A 15,598-nucleotide genomic window follows, 5' to 3' on the forward strand; every position below is an offset into this window, starting at 1 on the left:
ATAAGCCTGTTTGACCGGGAAGCCCTGCCCCGGATGTTTGTGCGCGTCTTAAGCGCGCGGCACTTTACCCCGCAAGAAGCCCAGATCGACAATCGCCACGACAAAAGCGAGAAAACCGAGGGCCATAAGACTGCCGCCGAGCGCAGTTGGGCTTGAGACCGTTAGTCCGCCAAAATCTTCCTGTACAAAACCTATTCCCGCGGTTTGCGCGAAGTTCATCAGGACGCCCGGCGCAAAATAGACAAAGAGCCAGGCTCCGGGATTGGACCGCCCACGGTCCCGCAGGCGTTTAAGCGAGAGGGCAATCGCGGGATAAAGGAGCAGCAGCAGGATCCCGAAGCCGATCCACTGGCCGATGTCACCCAGAGCGAGCGCAATCCCTGTCACCAACAAGGACACCAGAAGCCCGACAACGAACAGGATCAGAAACCCGATCCAGAACCTGCCGCGCCCGATCTTGCCGGCAGTTCCAAAAAGGAGGTTCACAACAGCCTCCCAATTATTGGGTGAACGTGAATGTCAGCGTGCTTGACTGGCCTTCGCCGATGGTGACGGATTGCGTCTGGCTCTCTCCGGTATCGGTGTTCTTCAGGGTCACGTCATAGATCCCCGGCGTCACATAATTGGCACCCTTCTGGTTGCGCCAGCCGGTGGTGCCGATCTCGGACCCGCCTGCGCCGCCGCCCTTGCCGTGAAACCCGAGTTCGGTCAGTGCATCGTCTGCCAGCCCTTCCGCCTCGAGGACCAACCGGCCTTGTCCGGTAATCTCCAATTCGAGACGCTGGTTGCCGTTCTCTGCAGGCGGCAATGCGACAACTTCGCGGTATTCATACCCCTTGAACGCCAGCTCAACGCCAATTTCGCCTTCGCTGACCGGATAAACACCGTCAACACCGAGCGGCTCGTATCGCTCGGCCCAATTGATCCAGAAGATCGAGCCGTCCTGGCCTTTGTCGACGCTTTCCACCTTCCCGACGCGGCTGAAATTCCACCCGACATCACCACTGACATCAGTGCGCTCAGGCCCAAAGACAGGAACGATCTTCAACCCGTCGACGGTCTGGGACGAACCACTTCCGGAGGAGTCTTGTTCATTACAGGCCGCCAGCCCGATCGCCAGCATAATGAGAAAAGGAAATTTCATGGTTTTGAACAAGTGACTGGTTCCATTTCAAGAAATATGAAAAGCCGCGAAATACCGGCAGCATCAAAGTAATAGTTCTATGGGTTTCGACCCGGCCAGAGACCGGATCGTTGGAGAAAATCACATCAATACCCGGGCGGATAGTTATGGGAATCCATAGGATGGTGCGCTTGAGCGGTGATCGGACTGCGGATGCATGCGGCGTTCGCAGGAGGCGCATGGTTCAAGGCGCCACAAGACCAGTCGAAAAACATCGTCCAGTTTCCAGGAAAACATCGACCGCCCGAAAGGACGGCTCGCTTCAGTCCGCTTGACGATGCCCGGCGCCCAAAGCTAGAGCCGCGCAAGAATATGCGTGAGCTCAACGACTGAGCGTGCACCGACTTTGGACCGAATGCTCATCAGATGGCTTTTCACGGTGTTTTCCGAAAGGAAAAGAGCTTCGGCGATTTGCCGCTTTGTCCCTCCGGTAGGAACAAGACGAGCGATGGCAGCTTCTGCTTTTGTCAATCCAAACAAATCACAAAGCGCTTCAGCATCGGGAAGCATCGGCGGTGGTTGTTGTTCCTCGATTACCACAACGACGGCCGCGGTCGCCGTTCCAGGGAGGTCTGCGAATCCCGTTGCAGGGTAGACCCGTGCGCGCCATTGTCGACCCTGCGCTTTGGCGCCGATCGATACATCGCAAGGGCACGCATTCTCCTTGCTTCCATTGACCTGAATTTTGATCGCCTGCTCGAGCCTTTTGGGAAACTTGATCCGTCCAAACTGAAGCCGAAAGCCGTTCTCGGTGGCAAGTATTTGCTCTGCAAATTTGTTGGCGAATAGAAGCGCTGCATCCGCATCGAGCACGAAAACCGCTTTACCAAGTCTCTCCAGGACCTGACCAAGACCGTGCGAGACGACACGTTGTCGATCGAGTTCCGTGCGAAGGCGCATGGCTCGGCCAAGATGCGGCAACATCGCATCGATCGCGCGCACTTCGGAGTCTATGAAATCTCGTCCGCCTTTCTTGGCGAAGAAACCGCCGGACAAAACGTCTTGCGATCGATATGGCGCCATAAGCCTGTGATTGAGACAATCGTTCATCACGACCGTGCAATGAATGAATTCCGAAGTCGCAAATACGTTGTCCGGGATCAATTCACGCCGATCGAAAGACTTGGCGATCGGCATATAGCACCCCGCAGCCACGCCTGGATTGACGCTGGGATCCCAGATGTCTTCCTCGATGAAGCCGCCAGCTTTCAGATAGCTGTGGTCCCAGCCGCAAGTGAAAATGTTTGGCTTTTCCGCCGCACCGGGCCGTCCATACCCGAACACCAGACATTCAGCGCCGAGGCTACCGGCGAGAGACGTCAATGTGTCCTGCCAGCAATCGCTGTCGATCGCTGCATCATAAAGGCGGTCAATGAGCTTTTCCGTCGACAACCGATTCATAACACAGACAAAAACGCCTTCTGTTTGAATAGCTTACATCGGGTCAGATGCCAACACTCGGCAAGAAACTTGCAGCGTTCACCCGATCGGGTGAGGCGAAGGCGAAAAAACAATGTGTAAGCTTCGCGCGAAGGATTTGTTTACGCAACTCATTTCTCGGAAACAAAGGCAGCGTTTCTTTTCGCTGGAGGGACCCGACATCACACCAAGCGGCAGAGGGCCAAGCCTGAGGGAGAGTGCAAAACGCGATGCGCATTCCAGTATTCTCAAATGGTTCAGTTGCTTGTGCGCCTGCTGAATTCAACCGCGGTCGCACGATCTTCAGGCGAGCGGCCAACAGAACCCCGACTGCGTGGAGCAGAAGCGGCCGCTCAAAAGGTCAGGTTCAACGCTCGATCAACGTGATCGGACAGCCCGCCTGTTTTGGCGGTAGGAAACGAGGAAAGACTGCGATGTTGAATGCGTTTTTCAGTGCATTGGTTTCTTGCTGCGCCATTTTTCTTTTGCTGAACACGGCGAGCGCTCAACAATCCGATGCTGGGCAAAGCGACCACGTGATAGCACTCAGCAATGGGGTCAAAGCCACCATCGCACGAAAAGCGCCGTCGAAGGGAGGTCCGGCCGGACCGACAACAACATTCAGCGAATTCGACACCGAAATAACTGTCGAAGCGGAAAACGCGTCCCAGTCGCATCGACTTACCAAATTTGATATCCGGGCAATCGAAGCTCCGGGCTATCAGAATGGCTTGTCGATCTATAGGAACGCCACTGGCTTCAATCTTGCGCCCGGACAGAGGGGGACAATGACGCTTCGGATGGGCCAGACGCTTTCTCCCGGGCGTTTTCGTCTTGTCGTCACTGCAGGGGGCGTTGAGAGATCTGTCCCGATAACAGTGACAACCGAATTTCCGTTGGCTGAGATTCTGGACGCTGAGCGAGAGGCAGAACTTGGGCCGAATGTGGCACTGGCAGCACTTGGTGGACGCGCATCCACCTCTTCGAGCTGGGACAATCTCGACATTGCAAACCAGCTCATTGATGGCGTCCCCTGGGTCCGAAATCCTGAAAACACTCGCAAATGCATGAAGTGCGGGTGGGCCAGCCGCGTTGGCGACAATAGGCCTACCGCCATGGTGGATCTCGCAGGCGATCGGGCTGTCGCAATATCGTCTGTTGTCTTGGACGTAAGAAAATTCAAGCCCGAATGGACAAACTGGAACCCCAAGACAGTTCGGATCAGCGTCTCGGAAACCGGGAACTCCGCTGATTTAAGGCCTGTGACCACAGCGCGCTTGTCCAAAGTCCGTGAACGTCAGTTGATCGCGTTGCCTCAGTCAGTCATGGCGCGCACCGTCAAGTTTGAATTCCTTTCGAATTTCGACCGTGAACCGGGGGCTGGCATCAACGAAATTGAAGTTCGGGAGGCACCGGATGCCGATCCCTCGCTGCTTGGCGAACTTGAGCGCGATATAGCCCGTCCGGAGCTGGGAGGCGCGGTCGTGCGATATCGCGGATACGGCGAGCGATGGACCGCAGCACGCATGTTTGATGGTCTTCCAACGTCATGGGGGTCCTCTGACGACTACTTTCCTCAGGATTTCACCATCGCTTTCAATCGGGATCGGCGCGCAGATATCGACCGGATCGAGTTGGTCATGGATGATGAAGAGCAGTACAGCGACCAATGGCCTTCCGAGGTCGCTGTTGCGCTTTCAGATCACCCTATCGAAGGCTTTGAGGAAGTGGTTCGGGTAAAGCTGCAACGGCGCAGCGGTGTATTTGAAATTCCGATCAATGAGACAGCCCGCTTCGTCAAGGTTCGTCTGCTCGACAATCACGGCGCTTCGATAACGAACCTTGGCGAAATTCGCGTGATTGAAGCAAGCGGTGTTCTCTCGGTGCTCGCCAGCGATGTCACACGCGAGGCTGCTGGCTCAAGGACGGACGGTCACGGGGAAATTGTTGCGGACTTGCAAGAGAGCGAGCCCAACAACAGCCCCGCAGAGGCCAACAACCTGGCCTTCAACCAAACGACAAGCGGTCGGATCGACCCGCTTGGTGAGGAGGACTTCTTCGCTCTCCCCGAATTTGACAAGGGAGCAACGGCACTCACCTTGTCCTACAGCGGGCGACCCAACATTCGTCACGGATTGTCGCTTCTAAACGAAGCGGGTGAGGTCCTAAGTCATTTTGATCCGGGTGACTTACCGGCAGCCGATGCCCGCCTTTCGTTTAAGCTCAGCGGTTTCGAAAGCCATCTGAAGTTGACCGAACCGCAAGCCTCAGTGGTTGTCATCTGGGACACGAGCGGGAGCATGCAAGGAAATGAAGGCGATCTCGAACGCGCTGTTCGGCAGTATGTTCAGCTTGCCCCTGACCTCCAGGAAATTGCCCTGATACGCTTCAGTGATCGCGTGCAAGAACTTGGCGGCTTCTCAGCGGACAAATCCGAGCTCGCCGAACGCTTGAATGGCCAGTTCCGGCCCAACGGCGGAACAAGCCTATACGACGCGGTCTTACGGGCTCTCGATATGCTTGAAGGCAGGACCGGCAATCGCGCCATTGTTCTCATGACGGATGGCAACGACAACAGCCGAACCTGGTTGGGCGACGTCTGGACCGAGCTAGAACGCAATAGGGTCCGGCTCTACACGATCGGCCTTGGCGATGGACTGCAGGAGTATTCTTACATTCTCGCCAGCACAGGAGAGCGGCTGCTTGGCCACTTGGCAATGGCTACAAACGGGCGGAGCTTCTTTGCGACCGAGAGTTCTGCACTGCGCAGTTTCTATGACGAAATCGCAAGAGAGATGTCCTCGCCTGCGGTCTACCTGCTTCGTCCTCAGCTTGAAAAGGGAATGGGCAAACTGCGGCTTGTAACAACAGGCGAAGAGCTTCCTGGTGCTGCGTTGCCGCGCGTTCACGTCATTTTCGATGTCTCCGGATCGATGTCGGAACGTTTGCAGGACGGCCGCAGGCGTATCGATGCCGCGAAAGAGGCGATGTACGCCGCCCTCGACGGCCTGCCAGAAGGAGCGCCTTTCGGCCTGACGGTCTATGGCGCACGAATCCCCGAAAAGCCGGACAAGGAGCGTGCCTGCCAGGACATCCTCACCGTACAGGCAACAGGTCCACTACAGAAGGAACGGGTGGTTCGCTTCATCAAGGACTTGCGCCCCCGCGGCGGCACAACCCCGCTCGCGGCGAGCATCGGGACGGTTTTCGAGGGCATGAAGCAAGGACAGGGGCGCACGGATGGCGGCATAATTATCGCGATCACGGACGGCATTGAAGAATGCGATCCAAATCCCGTCGTCACAGTCGAATCCCTTGCGGCGGCTGGCATCAACCTCGAGCTCAACTTGATCGGGTTCGATCTCCGACAGGAAGCCACACGTGACATGATGCGTCGCCTTGCCGAGGTTGGTGGCGGGCGCTATTACGACGCTGGCGACGGTCCGGCGGTTGCCAAAGCGCTGCGCACTGCGATGGCCGCGAGTTTTGTCGTGAGCGACGCAGCCGGTAACGAGGTGGCGAAAGGGCGGATTGGCGGGACACCTGTTGAGGTGCCACCGGGAAGCTATGATGTTTCGGTGCGTGCAGCAGACGGACCAATCGTAACACGCAGCGTCGAAATCGAAGACGCGAAACTCACGACGATTAGTGTCAATAAAACCGGCAGCGAGATAGGCATCGAAGTAGGTGACCCGAAGGAACATGATCCAATGGTGGCCTGCGGCGAAGCAGCATTGGCGCGTGGCGAAACAGAACGGTTGCGCCGGATCCAGGCGCTGCTGGGGGACCTTGGTTACGAGCCTGGACCTGCCGATAATTTTTGGGGCAGCCGCACCGAGCAAGCGATCGTGGCTTTTCTCAAGGATCACGCACTCGACATTGCTCCGGAGCCGACACTACGCCTCGAACAACATCTTGATTGTTTCTTGAGCATCAACGCACCTTTGCGCACAACCGCGAGCGGTGAAGAGGAGGCATCGCGATGAGACAAAAAAGCTGCGCCCTGCGCCTTCTTAACGGTTCAATTTGCCTTGTTGTCAGCGCGGCTTTGCTGGTGACAACACCGTTTGTCCCTGTTGCCTCCGCTCAAATGTTCAGTTTGCCGTCAGGTGGCGACCAATCAGACGGCAAGCCACAGGGCGGTGGTCTGCTGCCGCTGCCTTTTGCTCCCGCGCCGAAAGTCGAGGAACCGCAAAACGACACTCAAAACATCGACGAGGAGAAAACGGGTATCCCCGCATGGCGGGAAGAAACGCAGGCCGACTACCTGCTTTCCGAGGTCAATCGTGGTGGGCGCGAGATCGCTCGACAATTAAACGACGCAATTGCCGTGCTGCCGGCGGAGGAACGAGGTGACGTTGCTGCGCTTGCCGACCGACTGGGCACTGATCCGGCGGAGCATCTCGCCTGGGTGCGCCAGAACACGGCCTACGTACCTTACCCGGGTAGCCTGAAGGGTGCGCGCGGAGTGCTGGTGGACCGGCAGGGAAACAGTCTCGACCGCGCGCTGCTCCTGCAGGCGCTGCTCCGTACAGCCGGGCATGAGGTACGTCTTGCGCAGGCGCGTTTGCCTGAGGCGGCACTCGACGAACTGCTTTTGGAAGCAACAATGCCTCCATCGAGCAGTCTTGGTCTCCATGAGGGATTGCGGCTCTCTGAAAAGGGCCTCGATGCGCGCGCCTGGGGTGCAATAGAGCTGCAAGCGCGCGAGATTGGCCGCTTGCTTGCGCCTACGATAGATGTGCCGGGTGCTGCAAACCTCGAGACAGAACGCCACCGTGCAGACGCCGCACGTCACTGGTGGGTTCAATACCTTGGATCAAGTGGATGGGAAGATGCAGATCCAAGCATCCTTGATCCTGCACTCAGACCCGTTGCTGAAATCACACTTGAAGATTTACCAGACCGTTGGCGTCAGCATGTTGAAATCACGCTGGAAATTACGCGCCTTGAAGCCGGCCGCCAATCCGTAGAAACCGTGCTGCGTCATCGGGCCCCAGCCGACGTCCTTGGGGGACAAGCGATCACGCTCACACACCTTCCCCTCGGCAGTATCGACAAGAGCCTCGAGCAACGCCCGTCGCGAATGCTAGGCCGGTTTGAGCAAGCCCGTGCATGGTGGCCGCGGCTAACTGTCGGACGTCAGGTGTTCAATGAGCAACTCGTTACGCGTGGCGGCTGCATATATGCCGCCGACGAGGCGACAGTACTTGCCTTCCGCGGGGCACAGGAAGCGGGCATGCAGGGCGGTTCGGCCAAGAGCCTGTTTGATTTGGGCAGGTCGCTCGAAAACGCAACCGGATCTGCGACATGTCAGGAAGGCGACCTCGTGAAGGCAACGTTTGCTATCAGGATTGAGCGTCCTGATGACCCGGTGATCACACATCGCCGCACACTCTTTGGGCCTGAAGCTTCCCCCGCTATCAGGGCAGGAGCCCTCGCAGGGGTCATCCGATTTGATGTTGCGGTCGCCAAAACCACACCAGAGGCGATGATGACCGGGGCCGAGCGCCGTCTGAGCGCGGCACTCGACATGGTCACCCGACCGCTCAGTGAACAAACAGAGAGGCTTGTCATACCCTGGCTCTCCAGCACCGGGGCGGTTTACGATTTCCTGCGCTGGCAGTGGAGTGATTGGGCAGATCAGGTCTATCTCACCCGTCCTCAGATTGTCGCGCAGCACGCAAGGTTGCGGGAGGGGCGTGCTGGCTTGTCTGTTACATTCGACATTGTTGAAAACCGGGTCGGCTTGCGTCCCGGTGAACAGGAAGCAAGTTTCATTGCCCGGGTCGACCAGGGTATCGTCGACACCATGGCCGAGGCGGCCGCCATCGGACAATGGGCGGGACCGGGCCTCAACGCGGCACTTTGGCATCACCAGGTTATGACAACGGATGTCGGTCGGCTGGTTCACGTGCCTGCCACAGCGGATGCGGGTTCTGTCTTTGTTTCAGATCGTGCGGCTGGCTATGATGTTGTTGCAGCAGTCCCGGACAACGGCATCGTTCCGCGCGTATGGTGGCGGATCGATCCTGTCACCGGCGATACACTGGGAGTGGACGGGGCCGGACAAGGCGTTACGACGTTAGAGTACATTGAACTTGCTTTTTTAGTGCTCGACCTCTTCCTCTACGCCGACTGTATGTCCGGGCGCGCGCTCACAAACAACGCTGCAGACTGGATCGACAATCTGCCGCCTGCTGCTCGGGAAGCTGTAAATTCTGCCACTATCGGCTGGACACTCAGTCGCTTTGGCTTCAACGTCACGGATTTCGTGCGTCAGCCCGACCAGTTTATGGGGGGTATGCCCAGTTGGGTGCCGGGTATCGAGGAAAGCGACATCGATATGTCTGACCTCGACACATGGGACAACCCGGACAGCCCCGGCTTCGAGCGCCGATATAAGCTTTGTTTCTACGAGTTTGTTGGCAACCTGGTGATGGGTGAAGCGATAGGCTTTGGCCTCGGAATGCTTGCCAAGCGCCTTGGCGTGATTGCGCGCGGCGGCAGACGTGTAGTCGGGCGCAGCGCAGCAGAAGCAGTCGGTGCTGGAACCGATGCGGCTGCCGGCGCAGCACGAACTGCCGATGTACCAACATCAAACCCACGTGCCGACGCGGCGGGACGCAGCCCCGATCCCAATGCGTCCCCCCGAAGTGAGCCCCCCTCAACCACACGACGCGGAGACGGTTCCTCCCCTCCTCGTCAGGATAGTGGCCCGTCTGGGCGCCAACAGGCAGACGCTCCCGGTAGCGGGCGACGCAGCGAACCTGGCATTGGCCGCCGCCGCGGCTGCCTCGGCTGCGATGTGCCTCCGAAACCATCCGATTTTTCATCGAATGCAACCGACGCGGCGAACAAGGCCTATGATGACTTTGCCGGTATTCCGCCACGCGAGTGGAACGATTACCTCGACGACGTTGCTGAGCGCGGCTTTGTGGACCCCGATCCCCCTGGACCCATTGTCCAGCGTGCACCTGGTGAAGTCCCGCCGGCAAAAGCGCCGGACGCCCCGGCCGCAAGGGCCCCGGACGAGGTCAAAACCTACCAGACACGCACGCCCGATCCCCGCGTCAGTGATGACGAGCTTGTAGAGGGCATGGATGCACTGACCGATCAGTATGATCGGCGCGCAAAGGCCTACAACCTAACGCCAACACAAATTCGTTCCCTGGATCGTATGATGGGCTCCCCCGTTACTCGATCCGGCAGTGAAGGAGCTGCGCGCGAGATTAACGACACTTTGCGAAGAAGCGCCGAGCGGTTTCCGGAAGATGCGGCTGCCATCGGCCGGGAAAGGCTGGCACGCCAACGGATAAATGACATCGTGGATGACCTGAGACGGAACGACAAATCAATTCGCGAAGGGTCCGATTACGTTGCAGATGAACTTGTGCAATCGGCAAAAGCCCGTGCTGAAGGCCGCATCGCTGATGCCGCGCGGCATTTCTCAAACGCCAAGTCGCGAGGATCGAACGTTTATGCCCGCCATCTCCAGCCGAAGATTTGGAAGAATATCTATGACGATGCCGTTCGCCTTGGTGATGGAGCAGGTTTCACGCTGCGAGACTTTGTCACAAACGACCTCGGTCTTTTGTTTGAAGGAGGCCGCGCGCCTCGTCTCAGAGTGCCGGGCGGCAAGAATATGGGCGTGACACTTGAACACTTTGCGCCAAAAGCACGCGATCCGGGCCGCGCCCTTGATCCGACCAACTTGCTTTTCTCGTTGCGACGCGAAAATTCAGGCATGCTTGAAGCCATTCGCCATCGCTTGCCTGAAGCTTTCGGAGGTTACATCCCCAACCAGACCCGGCGCTGACATTCGTCCTGCGACCGCGACAGGGAAGACAGCTTCCGGATTTCGAAATGGTTCCGTCAAAGTTGCACGCACACGCAGCTTTGATCCTTTTTCTTTTGCGTCTTTCGTTTTGTCCTCGGGAATAATTCTAGATGGTTCCAAACGTCTGCTTCAGATCCGCCACTTGGTGCCCGGTCAGATAGCGTACCTTTCGCCCGTCCAGTGCCATCAGAAGCCTGGCGGTTTCTTCAAGCTCTTCGGCCGCACATACCGCGGAGAAAAGAGATCTTCCGCTGACAACCGGACCATGATTGGCCAGCAGGACGGCCGCATACCTGCCGCCAAGTTCGCGAATGAGTTCACCGCTCTGAGGATCGCCTGGCCGGATGTAGGGCACAAGTTTTACCGTGCCGACGCGCATTACGACATAAGGCGTCAGCGGCGGGATGCAGTCGTTCGGATCGATCTCCTCCAGGCAGGAGAGAGCCGTCGCCCAAGTGGAGTGCAGATGCACAACGGCGCCGGCCTCAGGCCTTGTGTCGTAGAACGCCTGGTGGAGAAAAACCTCCTTTGTCGGGCGGTCTCCGGACACATGCTCGCCGTCCATGCCCAGCTTTGAAATGCGGTCCGGATCGAGATCGCACAAACGCGCATTTGTCGGCGACATCAGGATACCGTCGGACAACCTGACGGAGATGTTCCCAGCCGTGCCGACTGAAAAGCCACGCTCAAAGAGCGAGGCCCCCAGTTTCGCCATCTCGTAGCGCGCCGTCCATTCTTCGGAGCTCACGCGCCACATTCCATGATCCTGAGAGCCTTTTCAAAGAAATCCGCAGAGCCGAAGTTTCCTGATTTGAGGGCGAGCGCGACCGGGTCGGCTTTACCGAGGGTCAGAACAGGAATACCTGGATCGATTTCCGCTCCTATCATCATTGGCGGATGTCCAAGTGTTACAGCAAGTGTCTGTGCGACTGCGCCAGACGTCTCGCCCCCGGCAACGACCAACCGCCTGTAACCGGCTTCGAGCAGCGCTTGCGCGGTGTCGGCGAAGAGGGTGTCAAGCGTATCTGAAACTGCCTCGCGGCCGAACTTTTCCTGAAATCCTTTAACGGCTTGCGGGCTTCCCGACGAATAGACAAGCGGTGCCGGATCGCATTGCGACGTTACAAAGTCGACAAGCGTTGCCGCGGTCACACGTCCCGACATCACGGCCTCGACCTCAATCGGGAAAGCGGGATGGTTCGCCTTGTGGTGCTCGATCTGTCCGAGCGTTGCGCCCGAGCAGGACCCGGCGAGAATGGCTCCGGGACCGGACACCGCCCGGTCTTCGACTTTGCGACCATTTGCCTGTCCGCTCGCAATAAAGTTGCGCGGGAGTCCCATGGCGATACCGGACCCGCCCGTGACGAGCGCGGCATCGGCGAGCGCAGCGCCAATGGCCAGAAGATCGCGGTCCTGCAGCGCATCAACGACAATAAAGTCTGCCGCCCCTGCTTGTTCGCTGAATGCCCGAGCGATTTCCGGAGTTCCTTGAGCAACTTGAGGGTAAGGAAGATGTCCGACGGCACCTTCAATCTGACCCGCAAGAACTCTTCGAATGTCCGCGTCCGTCATCGGCGTCAGCGGATGATTTTCCATTCCGCTTTCATTCAGCAACCTGTCGTGAACAAAAAGATGTCCCTGATAGACGCTCCGGCCGGCGGCGGGAAATGCGGGACAGATAACAACGTTCCTGGCGTTCAGTTTGCAAGCCAAAGCGCTGGCAACGGGACCGATGTTTCCCTGCCTTGTTGAATCGAATGTAGAACAGTATTTGAAAATGATCTGCCGGCATCCCTGATCCCTGAGCCAGGCAAGCGCCTTTAACGAATCTGCCACGGCGACCTCCACAGGCGCGGAACGGCTTTTCAAAGAGATCACGCCCGCATCGATATCTGCTGCTGCCTTGTTCTTTGGAATGCCCGGATACTGGGCTGTTCGGAGCCCGCCTTCCGGAGCGACGCCTTTCGCCAGCGTATTGGCAATGTCACTTGCGCCCGTGAAATCGTCCGCGATCACACCGATCAGCATGATCTAACTCCTTCCTACCGCTTTGATGCGCTGGCGCATTTCCGTTATGGCGGCGTCCGGACTTGTCAGAACCGGGATGGCTGTTTTGGTGCGCGCAAGCGGTGCGGCACTCGCCATGGAAAATTGCGCCAGCAGGATCACGTCGGCATTCTCGATCGTTGCTGCGGTTTCGGCCACGAGACGATCGTGGGTATCCTCGTCTCCATCCCGCTTGGCCTCCAGCGCAGCTGCCGTGAAATAGGAAACAAGCGTGGCCGACCGGCCCCTGGACGCGGATGCTTCCTGAAATTCCTGTTCCATTCCTCTTGCGGCGGGTTCGAACGTGTAAATCATCGCTACACGATCGCCATATTCAAAGGCGGCGTCGAACATGGCTTCGTTCGGTTTCATAACCGGAATGTCCGACTGGTTTGCGGCAGCCTCGATTGCACAGCCGAATGCGGAACAAGTGAACAAGACACCGTCCGACTTTGCGAGTTCGGCATAGTGGGCAAGGCCGAGAATGCGCTCAGAGAGTTCCTTTGTCAGATCCGTTGTGACCGCCCGATCGACAGACAAACCCTCTTCAAGGATCGAAATTGTCTCGGCTTCCGGCCAAAGCTCCTTCGCCGCCTTCTCGATTGGGTCAATTGCAACACGTGTCGCATGGATCAGGGCAAGGCGCGGGCGAGACAGCATGGATTGTGTTCCTGTCAAAAAGGTGGTGCCGCAGCGTTGCGGCACCACAAGGGCACGGACATCCTGGTCCGTGGGAGGAAGATTCAGGCTGCCTGTGCCCGGCTGCTCACGGTTTCGGCGACAAGACGTCCGAAAGAGTCCGTGTTGATTGTACCGCCCAGGTCTCGCGTGCGATTGGCCGGGTCATCGATCACCGCATCAACGGCATCGGCAATCGCCTGGCCGGCATGCATGAGTTTCGGCTCCCTGCGTTGCTCACCAAGCCACGTGAGCATCATCGCTGCCGACAGGATCAGGGAAGTCGGATTGGCAATGTTTTGTCCGGCAATGTCCGGAGCAGATCCGTGCTGGGCCTGTGCGCAGCACAAACCCGTCTCGGCATTGGCGTTGATGGAACCGGCAAGCCCAAGTGATCCCGATAATTCCGATGCCAGGTCAGACAGGATGTCGCCGTAAAAATTTGTAGCAACGACAACGTCATAGGTTTCGGGTTTGCGCACCAGCAAGGCGGCGAATGCGTCGACGATCAGTTCCTCTGTTTCCACTTCCGGGAAGTCTTTCGCGACATCGCGGAAGCACTCAAGGAAGAGGCCGTCGGTCATGAGAAAGGAATTCGCTTTGTGAATTGCGGCGACCTTTTTCCTGCGCTGCATGGCCAACTTGAAAGCCTCACGGCAAATACGCATGGATCCGTGCCGGGTGATTTTCCTGATCGAAAGCGCCATGTCCGGGTCAGGCATCATCTCGCCAACTCCCTTGAACATGTTGCGATCGGGATAGAAGCCTTCGGTTGCTTCACGCATGATGACAAGGTCCATATCTGGCGCCTTGTTGGGGATGAAGCTCCTGGAACGTGCCGGGCGCACATTTGCGTAAAGATCCAGCCCGATACGGAAGCCCGCCGAGACATTCCGTCCGCCTTCCGCAACGGGCGGGTAGTCCATATGCGACTGGGTACCGAGAATGACACCGTCGAATTCGGTACGGGCCCGGTCCAGGACCTCTTCGCGAAGCGTGATGCCGTGATTTCTCAGGCTGGTAAAGCCCGACTGCTCCTCCTTAAAGGTGATGCCGAGATCAAAACGGCGGTTCACGGCCTCAACGACCTCAAGCGTGGCTGCCATGATCTCAGGGCCAATCCCGTCACAGGGCAATGTCATGATTTTCATTTCTCAGTCCCTCAAAGACGCGCTCTCAAACACTCACTTAAATTGCTCTTTATCGATTTAATATGCATTTTTCAATATTGATTTTGCCTTTGAACGAGAAAAAATAAAATTCAGAAAGTCACAATGCTTAGCAGGTAACGCAATTAAGTCGCTGTTTTCAAATGGCTTTATAACATTCTTTGTTACGACATCAAAAATTGTATTTTTATTTGACAAGATGCAATCTGATAACGTATTGCATTATAGCATCTACAAATGCAAATCGATCAAAGGGAGGATGCCAGATGATCAAGCGAAGGACCTTTACCCTCTTGGCGGCCGCGGCCGCGGTAGCAACTTCGATATCAATCCCGGCGTCGGCGGAGGAATACCCGTCCGAACGCCTGACTTATACAATTGCGTTTGGGCCGGGCGGCGGGAATGATCGCATGTCCCGAACCGTCGTAGACATTCTGCGCAAATACGAGCTCTACCCCGGCAACATCGTGGTTGAGAATCGGGAAGGGGGAAGCGGCGCTGTAGGTTTCAGCTATGTTGCCGGCAAATCGGGTGACCCCTATCGGTTGACGTCAACCAGCGGCAACTTCATTGGTACGCCTCTGGTGGCCGACACGGACTGGACCTACGCGGATTTCACGCCGATTGGCCTTCTGGCGAGTGACGCGATGCTGCTCGTGGTCCGCGCCGACTCCGACTTTGGCGATGTTGATGCATTCGTGGACGCCGCAAAGGCGGGGCGCGTTACGATCGCCGGCAGTGGGTCAGCAGGTCCGGAACGTGTGACGGCCTCGCTGTTTGCGCAGTCCGCGGGTATCGAATTCGAATATGTACCGATCGGTTCCGGTGGCGAATTGGTGACGGCGTTGACGTCGGGCAGTGTCGATGCGGTCGTTGCAAATCCATCCGAAGCTGCCGGTCAGCTTGACGCAGGCACACTGAAAGCACTCGCATTTTCCGATTCAGCGCGAAGCACCAACAATCCGGATGTCCCGACGTTCATGGAGCTTGGCTATGACTTCAGCTTCTCTCTCCCGCGTGGTGTCGTGATGCCGAACGGTCTCGATGCTGCCGCGCAGGAGTGGTGGATTTCCACGCTCAAGGAAGTGATTGAGACGCCGGAGTGGCAGGAATACCTGGCCAAAAACGGCATGTCGGGCAACCCGATCTGGGGCGAAGACTTCGCGACTTACCTTGCTGCAACGAGTGCGCAGTACCGCGACACGCTGGTGAAGATCGGCGCAATCCAGGAATAACCCGGACAATCTCTTCGCGGGCGCACGA

General features: G+C 57.5%; 10 protein-coding genes. 3 read left to right on the forward strand and 7 right to left on the reverse strand.

All coding sequences use genetic code 11. From position 1 onward, the window contains the following. Positions 1-48: 48 nt before the first annotated feature. The 3 genes from ABVF61_RS08610 to ABVF61_RS08620 all read right to left on the reverse strand — a co-directional run bounded on the left by ABVF61_RS08610 (position 49) and on the right by ABVF61_RS08620 (position 2,584). Positions 49-486 (reverse strand): DUF805 domain-containing protein, encoded by a 438-nt coding sequence (locus ABVF61_RS08610; protein WP_353993102.1) that lies wholly within the window; start codon positions 484-486, stop codon positions 49-51. A gap of 13 nt (positions 487-499) precedes the next feature. Next, entirely contained in the window at positions 500-1,144 is a 645-nt protein-coding gene (locus ABVF61_RS08615; protein ID WP_353993103.1) for a hypothetical protein, read from the reverse strand. Positions 1,145-1,477: 333 nt separating this feature from the next. Beyond that, on the reverse strand, positions 1,478-2,584 hold the full coding sequence (locus ABVF61_RS08620) for a LuxR C-terminal-related transcriptional regulator (RefSeq protein WP_353993104.1): 1,107 nt from the start codon (positions 2,582-2,584) through the stop codon (positions 1,478-1,480). A 554-nt stretch (positions 2,585-3,138) separates the two neighbouring features. Here ABVF61_RS08620 and ABVF61_RS08625 point away from each other — a divergent pair. Together ABVF61_RS08625 and ABVF61_RS08630 are read left to right on the forward strand one after the other, a co-directional pair. Then, a complete protein-coding gene (locus ABVF61_RS08625) occupies positions 3,139-6,588 on the forward strand; it encodes a VWA domain-containing protein (protein ID WP_353993105.1) in 3,450 nt (1,149 codons plus the stop codon). Next, positions 6,585-10,421: a hypothetical protein gene (locus tag ABVF61_RS08630; RefSeq protein WP_353993106.1), complete on the forward strand. Its 3,837-nt coding sequence runs from the start codon at positions 6,585-6,587 to the stop codon at positions 10,419-10,421. Before ABVF61_RS08625 ends, ABVF61_RS08630 begins: the two co-directional genes overlap by 4 nt. 127 nt (positions 10,422-10,548) lie before the next feature. On the opposite strand, the gene otnC is transcribed toward ABVF61_RS08630, so the two are convergent. From otnC to ABVF61_RS08650, 4 genes are all read right to left on the reverse strand, one after another. Further along, positions 10,549-11,190, reverse strand: a complete 642-nt coding sequence (otnC, locus tag ABVF61_RS08635) for a 3-oxo-tetronate 4-phosphate decarboxylase (protein WP_353993107.1) — start codon at positions 11,188-11,190, stop codon at positions 10,549-10,551. Then, entirely contained in the window at positions 11,187-12,470 is a 1,284-nt protein-coding gene (otnK, locus tag ABVF61_RS08640; RefSeq protein WP_353993108.1) for a 3-oxo-tetronate kinase, read from the reverse strand. The genes otnC and otnK overlap by 4 nt, the downstream gene beginning before the upstream one ends. Before the next feature lie 3 nt (positions 12,471-12,473). Further along, the gene (locus ABVF61_RS08645) at positions 12,474-13,148 is read right to left on the reverse strand and encodes an aspartate/glutamate racemase family protein (protein ID WP_353993109.1); all 675 of its coding nucleotides are present in this window, start codon (positions 13,146-13,148) and stop codon (positions 12,474-12,476) included. Between the two features lie 83 nt (positions 13,149-13,231). Further along, positions 13,232-14,317, reverse strand: coding sequence for an isocitrate/isopropylmalate dehydrogenase family protein (locus tag ABVF61_RS08650; protein WP_353993110.1), 1,086 nt, complete (start codon positions 14,315-14,317; stop codon positions 13,232-13,234). A gap of 428 nt (positions 14,318-14,745) precedes the next feature. Here ABVF61_RS08650 and ABVF61_RS08655 point away from each other — a divergent pair, with 428 nt between their 5' ends. Further along, the gene (locus tag ABVF61_RS08655) at positions 14,746-15,570 is read left to right on the forward strand and encodes a tripartite tricarboxylate transporter substrate binding protein (protein WP_353993111.1); all 825 of its coding nucleotides are present in this window, start codon (positions 14,746-14,748) and stop codon (positions 15,568-15,570) included. Positions 15,571-15,598 lie beyond the last annotated feature (28 nt).

The organism is Roseibium sp. HPY-6 (genome assembly GCF_040530035.1).
Lineage (GTDB): Bacteria > Pseudomonadota > Alphaproteobacteria > Rhizobiales > Stappiaceae > Roseibium.